General features: G+C 39.4%; 12 protein-coding genes. All 12 read left to right on the top strand.

Annotated features, from left to right (window positions below):
• Positions 1–2: 2 nt before the first annotated feature.
• Positions 3–905 carry an ExeA family protein gene (locus tag AC5NT5_RS01995; protein ID WP_154904144.1) on the top strand — a complete coding sequence of 301 codons (903 nt, stop codon included), beginning with the start codon at positions 3–5 and terminating at the stop codon, positions 903–905.
• On the top strand, positions 902–2,044 hold the full coding sequence (locus tag AC5NT5_RS02000; RefSeq protein ID WP_154904145.1) for a tetratricopeptide repeat protein: 1,143 nt from the start codon (positions 902–904) through the stop codon (positions 2,042–2,044). The genes AC5NT5_RS01995 and AC5NT5_RS02000 overlap by 4 nt, the downstream gene beginning before the upstream one ends.
• Positions 2,041–3,768, top strand: a complete 1,728-nt coding sequence (locus AC5NT5_RS02005) for a GspE/PulE family protein (protein ID WP_154904146.1) — start codon at positions 2,041–2,043, stop codon at positions 3,766–3,768. The genes AC5NT5_RS02000 and AC5NT5_RS02005 overlap by 4 nt, the downstream gene beginning before the upstream one ends.
• Positions 3,755–4,975, top strand: coding sequence for a type II secretion system F family protein (locus AC5NT5_RS02010; protein WP_154904147.1), 1,221 nt, complete (start codon positions 3,755–3,757; stop codon positions 4,973–4,975). Before AC5NT5_RS02005 ends, AC5NT5_RS02010 begins: the two co-directional genes overlap by 14 nt.
• A 1-nt stretch (position 4,976) precedes the next feature.
• Positions 4,977–5,561 carry a pilus assembly FimT family protein gene (locus AC5NT5_RS02015; RefSeq protein WP_039485772.1) on the top strand — a complete coding sequence of 195 codons (585 nt, stop codon included), beginning with the start codon at positions 4,977–4,979 and terminating at the stop codon, positions 5,559–5,561.
• 22 nt (positions 5,562–5,583) lie between these two features.
• The gene (locus AC5NT5_RS02020; RefSeq protein ID WP_154904148.1) at positions 5,584–6,144 is read left to right on the top strand and encodes a prepilin-type N-terminal cleavage/methylation domain-containing protein; all 561 of its coding nucleotides are present in this window, start codon (positions 5,584–5,586) and stop codon (positions 6,142–6,144) included.
• 8 nt (positions 6,145–6,152) lie between these two features.
• Positions 6,153–6,644, top strand: coding sequence for a type IV pilin protein (locus tag AC5NT5_RS02025; protein WP_154904149.1), 492 nt, complete (start codon positions 6,153–6,155; stop codon positions 6,642–6,644).
• The gene (locus tag AC5NT5_RS02030; protein ID WP_154904150.1) at positions 6,631–7,170 is read left to right on the top strand and encodes a type IV pilus modification PilV family protein; all 540 of its coding nucleotides are present in this window, start codon (positions 6,631–6,633) and stop codon (positions 7,168–7,170) included. The genes AC5NT5_RS02025 and AC5NT5_RS02030 overlap by 14 nt, the downstream gene beginning before the upstream one ends.
• Positions 7,170–8,012 (top strand): PulJ/GspJ family protein, encoded by an 843-nt coding sequence (locus AC5NT5_RS02035; protein WP_154904151.1) that lies wholly within the window; start codon positions 7,170–7,172, stop codon positions 8,010–8,012. The genes AC5NT5_RS02030 and AC5NT5_RS02035 overlap by 1 nt, the downstream gene beginning before the upstream one ends.
• Positions 8,002–8,493: an agglutinin biogenesis protein MshP gene (locus AC5NT5_RS02040; protein WP_154904152.1), complete on the top strand. Its 492-nt coding sequence runs from the start codon at positions 8,002–8,004 to the stop codon at positions 8,491–8,493. Before AC5NT5_RS02035 ends, AC5NT5_RS02040 begins: the two co-directional genes overlap by 11 nt.
• Positions 8,490–12,230, top strand: coding sequence for an H-type lectin domain-containing protein (locus AC5NT5_RS02045; RefSeq protein ID WP_154904153.1), 3,741 nt, complete (start codon positions 8,490–8,492; stop codon positions 12,228–12,230). The genes AC5NT5_RS02040 and AC5NT5_RS02045 overlap by 4 nt, the downstream gene beginning before the upstream one ends.
• A 122-nt stretch (positions 12,231–12,352) precedes the next feature.
• Positions 12,353–14,401: an SUMF1/EgtB/PvdO family nonheme iron enzyme gene (locus AC5NT5_RS02050; RefSeq protein ID WP_494513266.1), complete on the top strand. Its 2,049-nt coding sequence runs from the start codon at positions 12,353–12,355 to the stop codon at positions 14,399–14,401.
• Positions 14,402–14,434: the final 33 nt, after the last annotated feature.

Consider the following 14,434-nt stretch of genomic DNA (forward strand, 5'->3'; position numbering starts at 1 on the left):
CTATGTATTTAAGCTTTTTTAATTTAAGTGAAATGCCTTTCACGTTAACCCCTAACACACAATTTTTTTGTGCACTTGAGCCGCACCACGAAGCGATGCAAGTGCTAACAACAGCCATTGAAATGGGGGAGGGGTTTATTAAGGTTACCGGTGAAGTTGGGACAGGTAAAACGTTGCTTTGTAGAAAGTTATTAAATCAACTTGAGCCAGATTACATTGTGGCCTATTTACCTAACTCTTATTTAAGCCCAGAAGAGCTTAGATGGGCGATTGCAATTGAGCTGGGCATGGATGTAGATAAAGCATTGGACCAACAAGCACTAGGGCAGCTTATAAATCATCATTTACTCGACTTACAAGAAGACAATGAGCGCGTAGTACTTTTGATAGATGAAGCGCAATGCTTGAGCTGGGAGACTCTAGAAGCGCTTAGATTATTTACAAACTTAGAAACAGAAAGCGAAAAGCTGATTCAAGTAGTGCTATTTGGACAACCAGAACTTGATGAAAAACTGGCAAATAATAAAGTAAGGCAGTTACGCCAGCGTATCAGTTTTTCGTATAAATTAAGGGCGATGACTGGCGCAGAGGTTGTTTATTATATTAATCATCGCTTACAAATTGCAGGGTTTAATCGGCCTCCTTTATTTAATAATAGTATGGGGCTTAAGATTGCCAGAGCAAGCCGTGGTATTCCTAGATTAGTTAATATTTTATGCCACAAAGCACTATTACAAGCGTACGGTGAAGGATTAAATACAATAACAAATCGCCATATTCAGCTTGCCATAAAAGATACTGAAGACTGCGCAAAATACCGGACAGGCCAATATTGGAGTTACAGCGCGTTAATGTTTAGTGTTTTAGTTGTTGCTGCCATATGGGTTTGGAGGCAGTGGTTATGAGCGTTATAAATAATATGCTTAAAAATATTGAGCAACGTGAAGCTAAGCAAGTAAGTATTCAAGAAGGTGTAAGTGTAAAGCCAATATATGATGTAAGAAACATTGTATTTAAAGCCGTAATTTTACTTATTATGCTAAGTGTCATTTTTTTAGCATACCTGTATTTACCTATCGCCGACAAAAAAGAGACCCAACGTGAGGCTGTGTTACCAAAGCAAAAAATGGTCGCGGTTATAACCTCTAATTTATCTGACTCCCAAGATGAAAAAAGTCCTGCAGAACCTATGGTTGAGCAAGAAGCTGTAAAGGCAGTTATGCCTATTGAGCAAATAAAGCCAAAAGTGAATGATTTAGCTGAACCCAAGTTGGATGAAGCTACATTGTTAGCTTCTCAGCCAATAGTTGAGCCGGTTGTAACTGCCGAGGTTAAACAAAGCTCTGCACTAGCTAATAATAAAGAGTTAACCGCTAGTGAAGTTACTGTGAGTAAGCCAAAAATTACGCCAGTGACTAAAGCTAAGCCTCAAAATACTATGTTTAAAAGCGTGGCAGAAGCTAAGTCGCCACAGGCTTTATTGGTTGAGCAATTAGCGGCAGCTAAGCAGGCAATACAGTTTGGCTTATACAACGAAGCTATAAGTGATTTAAACGTGATTTTAGCGCAATCGCCTTTACATGTTGAGGCTCGAAACTTACTGGCTGCAACTTACTTTAAACAACAAGATATAAATTCTGCACAGCAGGTTTTGCAAGCGGGTATTCGCCAAAATCCTAGTGTGCTTGAATGGCGTGTAATGCTAAGCAAAATACTTATTATGCAACAACAGTATGAAGAGGTATTGCTGCTTTTAAGTGATGAATTTGAGCCTCAAGCGAATCTTGATTTTTGGGTGCTGCAAGGGACTGCCGCGCAAAGTGCAAGTAAGCACCATAAAGCACTTGAAAGCTTTAAACATCTTACAAAGCTTCAGCCTAGTCAAGCCAAGTGGTGGCTTGCACTTGCAACCTCAAAAGATGCACTGGGAGAATATCTGGATGCTAAACAACTTTACAAAGTAGCTCTAGATTTAGGTGGATTAAATACTGTTATGACTCAGCATGCATTACAGCGTTTAGTTGCGCTAAAGGAGGCCGTATGAGACCTAGTTTAAAAATGCGCTTAGGCGATTTACTTGTTCATGAACACATGATCACCGAAGCGCAACTAAGTGAAGCATTAAATGTTCAAGCAGCGACAGGTCGTAAATTAGGTTCGACACTTATTAGCCTTGAGCTTATTAGTGAGCCACAACTATTACGCTTTTTAGCGCAGCAATTACAGGTACCTTTTTTAGATATATCACAGCGAAAAATATCACATGATGTATCTAAGCTTTTATCTGAAGTATATGCGCGTCGTTACAGAGCATTAGTAATTGAAGATAATGGTGACTCTGTTTTGCTCGGGATGAGCGATCCTGCTGATTTAAGGAGCCTTGATCAACTTGCGACTATGCTTGCTCCTAAACGAATAGATTTAGCCGTTGTTCAAGAAAGCCAAATTATGGCTGCGTTTGACAACGTGTATCGCCGTACAGATGAAATTACCAACTTTGCAGCACAACTTCATGAAGAATATCAAGACGTAGAAGAGTTTGATTTAAATTCTTTAGGTGATGAGACATCAGATGCAACCGTTGTAAAGTTACTGCAATCAATATTTGAGGATGCTGTACAAGTACGTGCATCCGATATTCATATTGAGCCAGATGAAGGCTTATTACGTATTCGCCAACGTGTAGATGGCATATTACAAGAGCACACTCTTAACCAAGTAAAAATAGCATCGGCATTAGTGCTACGTTTAAAGCTTATGTCGGGATTAGATATATCTGAAAAACGCCTCCCTCAAGATGGCCGGTTTAATATAAAAGTACGCAGCCATAGTATTGATGTGCGTTTATCTACCATGCCGGTTCAGCATGGTGAGTCAGTTGTAATGCGCCTGCTTGACCAATCCGCAGGATTACTATCGTTAGATGAAACGGGTATGCCTGTACACATATTAAAACGTGTGCGCAGCATTATAAAACGTCCACATGGCATGGTTTTAGTTACCGGGCCAACAGGTTCGGGTAAAACAACCACACTATACGGTGCACTAAGTGAGCTGAATCAACAAGAAAGTAAAATTATTACAGTAGAGGATCCTGTTGAGTATCGTATCGGTCGTATTAACCAGGTACAAATAAATAATAAAATAGGGCTGAGCTTTGCCAGTATTTTACGGACCGCTTTAAGGCAAGATCCTGACATTATAATGGTTGGTGAAATGCGTGACCAAGAAACCGTAGATATTGGGTTAAGAGCCGCTTTAACAGGTCATCTTGTGTTATCAACGCTACATACTAATGATGCAATCACTAGTGCTATGCGGCTAATTGATATGGGGGCACCGGCTTACTTAGTGGCAAGTTCACTGCGCGCTATTATTGCCCAACGATTAGTAAGACGAATATGTAATGACTGTAGAGTACCGTACTTGCCAGATCATCAAGAAATAAGTTGGCTAAAATACTTAGGCGAAGATGTTACTGAAGCTCAATTCTCTAAAGGGCAAGGTTGCACAGCATGTAACCATAGTGGTTATAAAGGGCGTGTAGGTATTTTTGAGTTGCTCGAAATGGATGATGCAATGATGGATACATTACGAGTTAACGACACGCAAGGTTTTGCAAAAGCCGCTAAAAATAGCGCGAATTTTTCGCCGCTCTCAACAATGGCATTAAACTACGCCAAGCAAGGTGTTACCTCTTTAGATGAAGTATTTAAAGTGGCTGAATATATCCCAGAAATAGTAGGGGATATTGATGCAACTATATAGCTACAAAGCTAAAGACAGCAAAGGTATGTTGGTTAAAGGCCAATTAGAAGCGAGTAACCAAGCTGGCGTAGCTGATAGTTTAATGAAGCGTCAATTTATACCAATATCAATCTCTTTAGTTGAAACAAAAAATAACATCAAAATTTTTGATAATTTATTTGTCGAAAAAATAACGCTAGACGACATGATTATGTTTTCTAGGCAAATGTATTCGCTATTAAAAGCAGGTATACCAATTATACGAGCAATGGTTGGGTTGGCAGATACAACACAAAATAAAAAATTTAAAAATGTACTAATAGAAGTTACCAAGCAGCTCGAACAAGGCCGCGACTTATCCAGTGCAATGGCGATACATAACGAGGTATTTAGCCGTTTAACAGTATCCATGGTAATGGTTGGTGAAGGCTCTGGACGATTAGAAGATGCGTTTTATCAACTCGCTATTTATTTTGAGAAAGAACAAGAAACCCGAAAGCGTATAAAAGCAGCTATGCGCTACCCTACTTTTGTTATTTTGGCTCTAGTAGCGGCTATGATTATTTTGAATATTTTTGTTATTCCTACCTTTGCCAGTATGTTCGAAAAATTTGATGCCGAATTGCCATTAATGACGCAAATATTAATTGGCACTAGCAGCTTTTTTGTTAACTACTGGTGGTTATTGTTGGTGATGGTTATTGGTTCTGTTTTTGCTTGGAGGCGTTATTTAAATACAGAGTCTGGACGCTTTAAGTGGGATCAATATAAATTAAAAATTCCATTTATTGGGGATATTTTAAAACGGACATTGCTTGCGCGCTACAGTCAAAGTTTAGCTATGGTATTGCGCTCCGGTGTGCCTATGACCACTGGTTTATCACTAACAGCGCATGCCGTAGATAACAGCTATATGGAAAAAGCGATTATTACTATGCGCCAAGATATAGAAAAGGGCGATAGTTTGCTTAGGGCCTCAAAAAGTTCTCAGCTGTTTTCTCAGCTTGTATTACAGATGGTAGCGGTAGGTGAAGAAACGGGCCGGGTTGATGAGCTACTTCAAGAAGCTGCTGATTATTATGAGCGTGAAGTTGATTATGACTTACGAAGTTTAACCGCAAAAATAGAACCTATTTTAACTGTGTTTGTTGCCATTATGGTGCTGATTTTAGCATTGGGTATTTTTATGCCTATGTGGAACATGATGTCGGCAATCAAAGGGAATTAAAGTGAACACAACAATAACTTTCTCAAAAGGTTTCTCATTATTTGAGTTAGTTATTGTTGTTATTTTACTGGCAGTCATTTTGAGCTTTGCTATACCTCAATATATAGGTATTAAAAATCAAGCGCATAATGCAAGCGTTGACGCTATAGCAGGTAGTTTTTCATCAGCTGTTGGCATGGTTAGAGGTCAATGGGAGTTAGAAGGTAGGCCAAACAGCAGGTCAAACAAAACATTTGTTAACTATGCAGGGGTAATAGTTGGTGTTGATGGGACGTTAGGTACACCAACAAGCGATGAAACAGAAAAAAAAGATACTCGTGCAGAAGTTATAAATGCGAATAAATGCCGCCAAGTTTTAAATATAATTTTACAAGATGCACCCAGTAGTACGTTAAGTAATGAATTATCGATAATAAAAAGTGTAAGTTTTTTAGTTAGGTACAATGCAGAAAATACGCAATGCGTCTATTATTTAACTCACACCATTGATGTTAAAAGTATACCTACCAATACGGGGGAAATATCAGGTCTAACAGGTTTTTCATACTTTGCTAAAACAGGCAAAGTAAAAATATTTAAAAATTAAGTAATTAAAAAGAGGCTTATTTATGAAAACGCAATCGTTAAAAAGTTTACCAATGAATAAACAAGCAGGTTTTACACTTGTTGAATTGATCATCGTAATTGTTATTTTGGGCATTTTAGCTGTTACTGCAGCACCTCGTTTTTTAAACTTGCAAGGTGATGCAAATGCTTCAACACTTGAAGGCTTACAAGGCTCTATTCGCAGTGGTATGAATATTGTAAATGGCAAATCTATTATTGCTAGCAATCACAAAAAGGTATCGGCTAAAGTTACTGTAGATACAGGTGATGCAGTCGATACAGTTTATGGTTATCCAGCAGCAACAGAGGCTGCCTTTGAAGCCTTTTTAGATGTCGACTTTGCTGATGGTACTGCTGATTTAGATGGTACTGATGATACAGTGGATTCAAAAGACTTTAATATAGATACTGCTACAGCAAATAAAGCTATTATTTTTCCTAATAGTTATCTTGTAGGGGACGATTGCCGTATTGAATATACGGCAGCTACAAATTCGGGTGACGCAACAAGCTCTGTTGTTGTAGTGCCACCAGTAATAACACTTGTTACTACGGGTTGTTAATTACATAAATGAAAAGCAGTAGTAAGCAACGATTGCGTGGCTTCACACTCATTGAGTTAATTATTACTCTAGTAATATTGGGAATACTGTCGGTAACGGCAGTTCCCAAATTTCTGGGCAGCTCAACAGAAGACGCCTATTCGTATCGAGATCGTACTTTAAATGCACTGAGAACAGTGCAGCTACGTGCCATGCAAAATACAGCAACGGCAAGCTGTCATACCCTTTATATAACCTCCACACTTATTGCTCCCCCCGCACCCGATACATGTATCGGTGGAGCTGATGCTAATAACACCGATCATTTAGTGGTACAAATAGACACACAAAGAAGTGATATAACATTTAGTGCTTTAGATAGTAACGCGAACATTTTTACCCAAATTAGTTTTGATGCTTTAGGTAAATCAAATCAAACTTGTACTACGCAGTGTCGAATAGACGTTGGATTAGCTGGCGTATGCATAAGTGGTGAAGGGCTAATATATGCGTGCCCTTAAAGTAAAAGGCTTTACTTTAATTGAGCTTATTATTGGCATAGTCATGTTTGCGATTGCATTGAGTATTATTACAGCTTTAATTGCCCCACAAGCCAAAAAAAGTGCAGAGCCGATTGTGGCTTTAAGAGCCTCTGAATTTGGTCAATCACTAATGAACGAAATTCAAAGTAAATCATTTGATGAACACAGCGACAGAAGCGCACCTTTTAAGCGGTGTGGCGAAATATCTATAGGTGCTGAGGCTTGTACCGCACCTGCTGACTTAGGAATAGATAACTCAGAAACCAGAACCAGTTATAACGATGTAGATGACTATATTGCACTGTCTAACCAGCCTATTACTAATAGCTTAGGTGAGGTGTTAAGCCAATACAGTGACTTTAACTTAGTTATTACAGTCCAGTACGATAGCGACTTTAACGAATTGACCATTAACGATGGCACAACTTTTAAGCGTATTACTATAGAAGTAACATCACCCTTAGGCGAAGTTTACGGATTTAGTGCATATAAAGGGAATTACTAATGCAAAGAGCCAAATATCAAAATGCATTTACCCTTATAGAGCTATTACTTGTTATGGTGATTATTGGTATTTTAGCCGTAAGTGCATTTTCGTTTATTGGTGCTGGAGTCAGTATTTATTCGCAAGGGGCTGAACGCCAAGAAGCTGTAGCCCAGGCCCGCTTTTTAATAACGCGACTTAGTAAAGAACTTCGCCACGCCACGCCAAATTCATTAAGGCTTTCTTGCGATAACAGTACTAGCGGAGCATGTGGTGCTCAGCAGTGCTTAGAATTTACGCCATTTTTATCGGCGACTCACTATACAAATTATTTACCAACCGTAGCGCCTTTTAATGTTAGCGCTGTTGATTTTGAACTTAATAATTTAACGCAGCCGCAAACTGGAGATTGGGCAACAATTTACCCGTTAAGCAGTGCTGATATATACGATGAGAATAATAATAAGCGTTTAAAAATATCAGCATTTAATAGCTCCACCACTAGTGCAATTGATGAGTGGCAATTTAGTAAAGCATTTGCCCAAGAGTCGCCGAGTAAACGCCTTTATTTACTCTCTCAACCTGTAAGTTTTTGCGTTGAAGGGCAGTATTTATATAGATATACCAATTACGGTTTTACTGTTAATCAATTAGATGCCGTGAGCTTACAAATAAGCAGTGGTGTTAAACGTGATTTATTAGGTATTTATATTGCTAACAATTTAGCTAGCGATTTGTTTTTTACTCTTGATGCACTCTCTTTACAAAGAAACGCAGTGCTTAATGTGAATGCGCAAATGCAATTTAACGATACTGAAGTAATGAGCTTTAACCATGAGGTACATATTCCTAATGTACCTTAAAAAAAATCCTCACGGAAAAGCCTTACCCAGTAAGCAAAAAGGAAACTTAATAATAGTTTCTTTAGTCATTATTGTTGCTTTATTAGCACTAGGATTAGCATTAGTTAAAGTGCTTTCTGGTGCATCTCAACAAAATACCATTGAGTATTACGGCGCTCGCGCTTTTATGGCGGCGCAAAGTGGATTAGAAAGTGGCTTAACGCAACTGTTTCCAATAAATAGCTCAGTTCAAAGCTGTACATCAGTTACTACTGATTTAACCTTCCAAACTGCATATTTAGCTAACTGTAAAGTAGTGGTAAGTTGCAATGAATATATAGACCTACCAGATAGCAGTACAACAAACGGGCTTGTGAATATATATTACTTACAAAGCAGTGCAACGTGCGCCGCAATTGATTGCCCTGCAGGGAGTAGCTGCAGAAAAGATTATTGGCAAACACAAAGAACGCTCAGTGTGGAGGCTAAAACCTTACCATGATGAAAAATGTATTGGTCACTATATTTTTTAGCTGCGTGTTACTTTGTAATTACGCAAATGCAGTGCCTCCAAAAATCGAAGGCCGTTATATAGAACTACAAGATACATATACATCGCCTGTTTGGACAAAAGTTAATTTTCAACAGCAATATATAACGCCTCCTGCTGTTTTTATGCTCTCAACAAACCAAGGCGGTAACCCTGCAATAATAAGAATACGTAATATAACCACAACTAGCTTTGAGGCCTTACCGCTTGAACCCTCTGGGGAGGACGGCGGGCATATTAGTATGGGGGCGCACTATTTAGCTGTTGAGTATGGTGTGCATCAATTTCCTGATGGGACAATTATGGAAGTGGGTAGTACAGACTTATTACTCGAATTACAGTATGGCTCTAAATCTGGTTTTGCTCCACTGACACCTAAGGGATATAAATCACTGACATTTGCTCAGCCATTTACTCAAAGGCCAAACTTTTTCCATTCATTACAAACACTCAATAGCATAGACAGCAATCCACCAACGCAAGCATTAATACCATTTTTAACAGTTGCAGTAGAAAGTAATTCTCTATCTGCCAGCGGCGTTAATATTGCATTAGAAGCATCTGAAACAGCACTTGGGGTTATAAAACCCGAAACTGTTGCTTATATGGCTGTAGAGCCTGGAAGTAATCGCATATTTTCTGACGATAATGGCGTTGAGGTATCGTGGGAAACCTTTTTTACCGGCTTTGAAGTCGACGGCTGGAGCAATGGCTGTAATTACTTTAGTTTTACTAATAATTTTAGTGTGGCTCCGCTAGTTGTAGCAAGTAAAAACTCACGCCAAGAAGATGATGGTGGGTGGTTACGCAGCTGTAATCTAAGGACCGACAGGCTAGGGCTTGTTGTTGACGAAGATCGTGATGGCGATAACGAGCGCCGTCACGTAAACGAGGAAGCATCAATACTCGCCATGACCAGTACCTTTGTATTTAATGGTGATATTTTAGATTGTGATACGTTATTCCCGGGCGCTATTTCTACTTATAACAATGGTGAAGTGCAGTTAGTTCAGGGGGTAGAAATAACCGATGGTAATGCGCAGTTTGTCACCACCACAAACTTAATTTCTACAGCGCTGACGAGCCCTCCTTTATGTAATGGTCAAGCATGTGTTGCTGGTGGCTATAACTCTTTAGAGCCAAATCAAGCGGCACAGGTGCCAACGGTTACAAACGATGGCAGCTCAACAGGGCCCGTACCTACTTCTTTAGCTGGCGATTATTACTACGATGAGTTGCAGTTAAGTATGCTGGAAACAGAGTACAGAGTAACAGCGCCTACACGTATTTTTTTAAAAGACACAACCTCACTTCTATCAACTTCATTTTTGAATATAGGTAAAACAAATATAGTGGTCGAAACTGGCGCGTATTTAGCGATTTATGTTGATGGTGCGGTTGCTATTGCAGCCGATGCAAATATTGCGGGCTATATTGTTGCCACTGGTGAGGTAAGAATCGCACAAAATGTAACGTATCAGGGGTCAATTACATCGGCTACTCAAATTATTACCGAAGGGAGCTCAACGTTTGACGCTCTACCAGTACCCGAAAGTATCCCTGGTTTTTGTGGCATTTATATACCAGAAACCCTAGATCATTATCGTTTAACAATAAGCGATAACAAAGGTCTAACGTGTGAAGCTAAAGAAATGACACTCACAGCCTGCGCTAATGATGCCTGCGATTTATTATTTGCTGAGCCGTCTAGTTTAAACCTTTCTCCAGATAATAGTGGGCAACAAAGCTGGGTTACAGGAGAGAATATTAATTTTACAGGATCAGCGGTTGTCGAATTTGCTAAACGCACCACAGGCAGTGTTACATTTGGATACAACACTGCAGAGCCTTCTGCACCTCTTCGTTGTTATATCGGTGGTAATAATGTTGGTTTGAGTGGCTGCAAAGTTACGTTTTCTGATGCTGGATTTATTTTTAATAATGATACAGATGGAAGTACTATAATTCCTACTCAGTTATCAGCAAAGCCTTCAAATACTGGATTTAATGCAAAAGCGCTATCTATTCAAGCGGTAAAAACAAATACCACTACGGGCGTATGCGAAGCTGCATTTCCCGCTGGTGGCGATGTAAGCTTAGATTTATCGTATACATGCAGTGCTGGTGCAAGTTGCTCTGATACGGTTTCACTTAGTAATAACAATAATACCTTTGCGGTAGAGCAAGCCTCTAAATCATTCATACTTAACTTTGATAGTGAGTCTAAAGCCCCGATTGTTATAAATTATCCCGATGCAGGAAAGTTGAGTTTAAATGTAAATACCAATTTAATTTTAGACCCAGCCACTAATTTATCAGTAAATTTAACGGGGAGTTCAAATGAGTATGTTGTAAAGCCATTTGGATTAGCGATGGAAGTTGCAAGTGATGGTTATGCAACAGACGCTGATGGAAGTTTATTTAGATTAACTGGCGAAGCATTTGATTTAAAGATGAATGCGGTGCAATGGCAAACAGGGCAAGACACTAACAACGATGGTTACCCAGATAACTACAGCAATATAACAAATAACACCATTGCCAAGCACTTTATTACAGAGCAACCACTTGTAGAGGCATTACTTAAAGCGCCTACGCCAGGCGTTCAAGGTACGCTTGAAGCGATGAGCACTGTTGCCTTTAGTGACACAGGCAGTTTGAGTGAATCTATATCGCAGTATAATTACGACCAAGTTGGCATAATTGATTTAACAGCAGGCCTTCAAGATGCCGATTATTTTGGCGCGGGAGATGTAAAAGGTGAATTATATAATATTGGTCGTTTTGCACCTTCGCAGTTTCAGGTAGTGGGGGTTCAAGCTGCCGCACAATGCACGCAATACGGCAGTAATTTAACTTACCTTGATCAACCTTTTGAACTCGGCTTTACAGTACAAGCACTAAATCAAAATGGTGAGCTAATGGCTAATTATAAAGAGGGCTTTGATAAGTCCAGTGTAGTCATTAATGCCGAAAATAATGAAGTAGCTAACTATGTACCCGCAACTAATTTTGCTAGCCGCTTAGTAAACCTAGGAAATAATAACTGGGGAGATATAAGCGACGGCCAATGGCAAATGAGTCAAATAAACACCACACTTCAAAGATTAGGTGTAGGGCAAGCAGACGGACCGTTCGCTATGGTCAGTTTAATGGCAACGCTTTCTAACATAGAAGGAGCAACGCTCATTGATGCAAATGATAAACCTAATACACAAACAGCATGTTCGGGTAGCTGTAATAGTGTACGACTAAATACATTACCAATAGAGTTTAGATTTGGACGTTTAGTACTTGGTAATAACGCAGGCTCCGATCTCGACCCTTTACTTATTCCTATGCAGGCTCAGTATTACAACGGCAGTGGATTTGTAAATAACGCAGAAGATAACTGTAGTGTATTTGATCATACCCAAATCACTCAAATATCACCTAACAGCCCGCAATTAGCCTACGAATATGGAACAGGTGTATCTGGCCAGTTAGAGGCGGGAGTGTATCCGGCAAACAATGGTATTTATGCGCAGCCAAATGGTTTGGGTGAATTTACCTTAGAATATAATACTTATGATTGGTTAAAGTGGGATTGGCAGGGGGATGAAACACAGCTTAATCCTCGTACTATTTTACAATTTGGACGCTTTAGAGGAAATGATCGGGTTATTTACTGGCGTGAAACACGCGAATAGTTGTAAACTAAGATAATAATTGAACAAAGCTTGTGTTTTGTGCTGCAAGTACATAGCATAAGGCTTTAATTATAAAAAAATAATAACGACCAAATAATTGCCGCTTTTTGGGACTGGAATATATGCGAATTACTCCTTTATCTCTGTTAATTTCAGCTAGTTTGTTAGCTAGTAGTGCATTTGCACAAGACACAGCTACAGTAACTGGAATTGAGTCAGAGATTAGTGTTAAACAGACAGAATACGATAACTCGACAAGAATACTTGAAAAACATCTTAAAGAAGAAGGTCAGTTACAAAATCAACTAGAGCTACTTCGTTCTCGTTCTACAGAGCTAGATAAAGAAAAAAACCAAGCGCTCGATGCGATGAACGAAATGTACCGTCGTTTAATTGACGATCCCACTATTAATATTAGTGCGGCTCAATCACGCTATCAAAAAGCGGTGATTGATCATAAGCAAAACAAAGATGATATTTCTATGCAGTTGGCGGCAATTGCATCCCACCGTAAAGATATAGAGCAAATTCGTGTTGCTAAACATACGCTTTTAAATACTTTAGAGAGCTTAAAAGAGCAGTTAACTACAGCCAGAGTAGAGCGTTTACGTAACGAGTTTACACGTGAAGGCACGCTTGAAGTTAACCATACGATTAACTGTAAGCGAACAGAAACGCTAGCAGCGTGTGAGCAACGCGGTCAGCAAATGGGGCTACAAAAAGCAACTAAACGCTTTGTAGATCAAATATTTGCAAACTTAACAGAAGAGCGCATTGTTGAGCCAAAACGTAATTTGGCGGGCGCTCAAGTACAAATATTAAGTAGCCATGTAGTTAACAGTGCATTTAGCGGCCAAGGTAACTACAACGTCAACTTAAGCGTAACCATGCGCGGCGAAGTAAACAGTAGCCGTTTATGTAGCTTATTAAGCATTGATAACCGTTATTGTTCTGAGTACGGCACGCCACTTACTGCTGCTTATCAACCCGCGTATAACAATACATTTACTGATAGTCAGTTAACATTCAGTAATAGCGCGGATAATAGCAACACGGTGTCGGTTTCTCGTTTAAATGAGCAGCCAGTACGTGATTATTCAGTTAAACCTGCATCGGTGAAAAAAGATTACCCTTCTATCCTTAATAAGAAGAAGGATCAATCAGTAGAGCTGACATTACGATCAAACGTATACGACGATGAAGTGTTTATCGATGGTGTAAGCTTTGGCTCAACACGCTTGATCACACGTTTACCGCCGGGCATTCATAACATTGAAATACGTAAACTTGGTTATAAACCTTATCAAGCACGTGTTGATTTGAATAAAGCGCAAACAATTAATGCAAATTTAGTAAAAAAGCCTAAGTCGATTGCTGCACCGACCTATACTCGAGAGCAACCAGAAGTAACAACACGCCAGGTTAGTGAAAACGTTAATGTATTAAATGCAAACGTTGAAACGCCGGTTGTCGTTATTCCTGCAGGCAAATTTAAAATGGGCGATATTAACGGCAATGGTTTAGCTAATGAACGTCCAGTAATTGAAAAAGTAATAGCAAATTCTTTCGCTATGCAAAGTAAAGAAGTAACCGTGGGTGCCTACGAAAAGTTTGTAGCAAATACAGGTTATAAAACTCAAGCGGAAAAAAATAAAGGGTGTGCGTATTATTTAAATGGCGAACCAGTATGGGAAGCAAATTTAAATTGGCGTAATCCTGGTTTTGAGCAAGGCAGTGACTTTCCTGCTGTATGTTTAACTTATAACGATGCAAAAGCTTACGCTGAGTGGTTATCGGGTCAAACAGGGCAGCAATTTCGTTTACCTAACGAAGTTGAGTGGGAATACGCAGCACGTGCAGGAACCGAAACAGAATACCCTTGGGGTAACGAAATTGGTAAAAACCTAGCTAACTGTGGTTGGTGTGGTAGTGAATGGTCAAATAGACGTGCATCACCAGTAGGTTCTTTTTCTCCAAATGCATTTGGATTATACGATACCGTAGGCAATGTATGGGAATGGACCGATAAAGAATCAGGTGAGTCTGATGTAGCAGTAAGAGGCGGAGCGTGGAACTTTGCACCAAGCCTTGCTCGTGCATCTACGCGTTTAATTTTAGCGCCTGATTTTAGATCTAACTACATTGGTTTTCGCTTAGTTCGCGAACGATAAACTCAATTAAGGAAGCTTTGCTTCCTTTTTTCA

This window comes from Pseudoalteromonas sp. J2K-J599 (assembly GCF_059295115.2).

What these genes read in the sequence shown, in the direction of transcription:
- AC5NT5_RS01995 (WP_154904144.1), top strand. Translation starts at nt 3, where the DNA reads ATGTATTTAAGCTTTTTTAATTTAAGTGAAATGCCTTTCACGTTAACC.
- AC5NT5_RS02000 (WP_154904145.1), top strand. Translation starts at nt 902, where the DNA reads ATGAGCGTTATAAATAATATGCTTAAAAATATTGAGCAACGTGAAGCT.
- AC5NT5_RS02040 (WP_154904152.1), top strand. Translation starts at nt 8,002, where the DNA reads ATGTACCTTAAAAAAAATCCTCACGGAAAAGCCTTACCCAGTAAGCAA.
- AC5NT5_RS02045 (WP_154904153.1), top strand. Translation starts at nt 8,490, where the DNA reads ATGATGAAAAATGTATTGGTCACTATATTTTTTAGCTGCGTGTTACTT.
- AC5NT5_RS02020 (WP_154904148.1), top strand. Translation starts at nt 5,584, where the DNA reads ATGAAAACGCAATCGTTAAAAAGTTTACCAATGAATAAACAAGCAGGT.
- AC5NT5_RS02030 (WP_154904150.1), top strand. Translation starts at nt 6,631, where the DNA reads ATGCGTGCCCTTAAAGTAAAAGGCTTTACTTTAATTGAGCTTATTATT.
- AC5NT5_RS02025 (WP_154904149.1), top strand. Translation starts at nt 6,153, where the DNA reads ATGAAAAGCAGTAGTAAGCAACGATTGCGTGGCTTCACACTCATTGAG.
- AC5NT5_RS02050 (WP_494513266.1), top strand. Translation starts at nt 12,353, where the DNA reads ATGCGAATTACTCCTTTATCTCTGTTAATTTCAGCTAGTTTGTTAGCT.
- AC5NT5_RS02005 (WP_154904146.1), top strand. Translation starts at nt 2,041, where the DNA reads ATGAGACCTAGTTTAAAAATGCGCTTAGGCGATTTACTTGTTCATGAA.
- AC5NT5_RS02035 (WP_154904151.1), top strand. Translation starts at nt 7,170, where the DNA reads ATGCAAAGAGCCAAATATCAAAATGCATTTACCCTTATAGAGCTATTA.
- AC5NT5_RS02010 (WP_154904147.1), top strand. Translation starts at nt 3,755, where the DNA reads ATGCAACTATATAGCTACAAAGCTAAAGACAGCAAAGGTATGTTGGTT.